General features: G+C 30.8%; 1 protein-coding gene and 1 rRNA gene. Both read right to left on the bottom strand.

The genetic code is table 11. From position 1 onward, the window contains the following. Positions 1-440: 440 nt before the first annotated feature. The gene (locus BLS22_RS14790; RefSeq protein ID WP_090555142.1) at positions 441-875 is read right to left on the bottom strand and encodes a Dps family protein; all 435 of its coding nucleotides are present in this window, start codon (positions 873-875) and stop codon (positions 441-443) included. A gap of 383 nt (positions 876-1258) precedes the next feature. After that, positions 1259-1344, bottom strand: a 5S ribosomal RNA gene (gene rrf / locus BLS22_RS14785); the annotation flags it as partial.

The raw sequence follows: 1344 nt of genomic DNA, 5'->3' as shown, positions 1-1344 counted from the left end.
TCTCTTCTTTTCCCAAGTGTTAACTTATCTCCCGTCACCCCTCATCTTGGGGCGACTTGTACTACTATACCAGCTTATTGCTTTCATGTCAATAGTTTTTTTAGATGTTTATTTAAAACCTTTTATTCCTTGTAAGTTTCAACATTATCTTTTTTCTTTCCCTTCACCCCTAACTTGTGGTGACCTGTACTACTATACTAGATTGTTCTGTTTATGTCAACTTTATTTTTATAAATATCCCTATGTGGCTGCAATAAAAAAAGCTATATTAATCATTTCTAATATTTCACTGGATTTAACACAACTAAAAAATAAAATATATATAAAACATCTGCAAACATAGGAAAACTTTTACTATAATTTAAAGGACTCTCCTCTTTAAGATAGAAGTTAGTCCTTTAAATTATTTGTTTTATTAATTCTTATTTATTGTTTTGGTATTACGAAAGCATTGAATTTATAAACCACAAGTTCTTACTATAACCAGCTACATGGTCTTCAAATTCAGCTACTACTTCAAAATCGCCAGCTTCATCTGCTGTATTTCTGATTTCAACTGCTAGGTCCTTCATCTTATTCAAGTCCTCTTTAACTATTTCAAGCACTTCAGTAGTAGAGAATTTATCTTTTTCTAATTCTTTAATGGATGCATTTTGTAAATAGTCTGCTATTTTAGCTAAAGGCTTTTCACCCCTCATCTTGATTAACTCAGCTACAGCATCATATTTTTCAAAAAAATCATTATACATAGACTCAGTATACTCATGAATTTGTACAAATTGCATACCTACAACATTCCAATGTAAATTATGCAGTTTTACATTTAGAACAGCTAAGTTAGATAAATATTCATTTAGTTTTTTGTAATCTTTCATCACAAATGAATCCTCCTTTTTTACTTTATAATAATTATTACTTTATAATAATTATTGTTATAGTATTAGTTACCCAGAGTTTTTTAGTTTAAACTTCATACTTAATTAAATATTAAATAATCTTATAACCTCTTCCTAATTAAGCAGATTTTTAACCTCCTTAATTTAATTAAGTCCTTTCAATGCAAAAAAGTGAGAAAATCCTTTATAGATTATGAAGGATTTTCTCACTTGGTAATAATCTACCCCCCAGCCGATCTGCCGTCAAGATGAAACAGGCTGAAGGGGCTTAATTAAATTATTGAGGATGTTTATGGGATTTGAGTTTTTTAGCCTTAACCTAAAAAAAGAACTCTACATTTTCTGTAGAGTTCTTTTTTATCACGTCGCAACGACCTACTCTCCCAGGCAGTCTCCCGCCAAGTACCATCAGCGCTGAAGGGCTTAACTTCTGTGTTCGGTATGGGAA

The sequence above is a fragment of the Natronincola ferrireducens genome (assembly GCF_900100845.1).
Taxonomy (GTDB): domain Bacteria; phylum Bacillota; class Clostridia; order Peptostreptococcales; family Natronincolaceae; genus Natronincola_B; species Natronincola_B ferrireducens.
The sequence above is the reverse complement of the archived record's forward strand: the minus strand, read 5'-3'. Positions and strand labels throughout refer to the sequence as shown.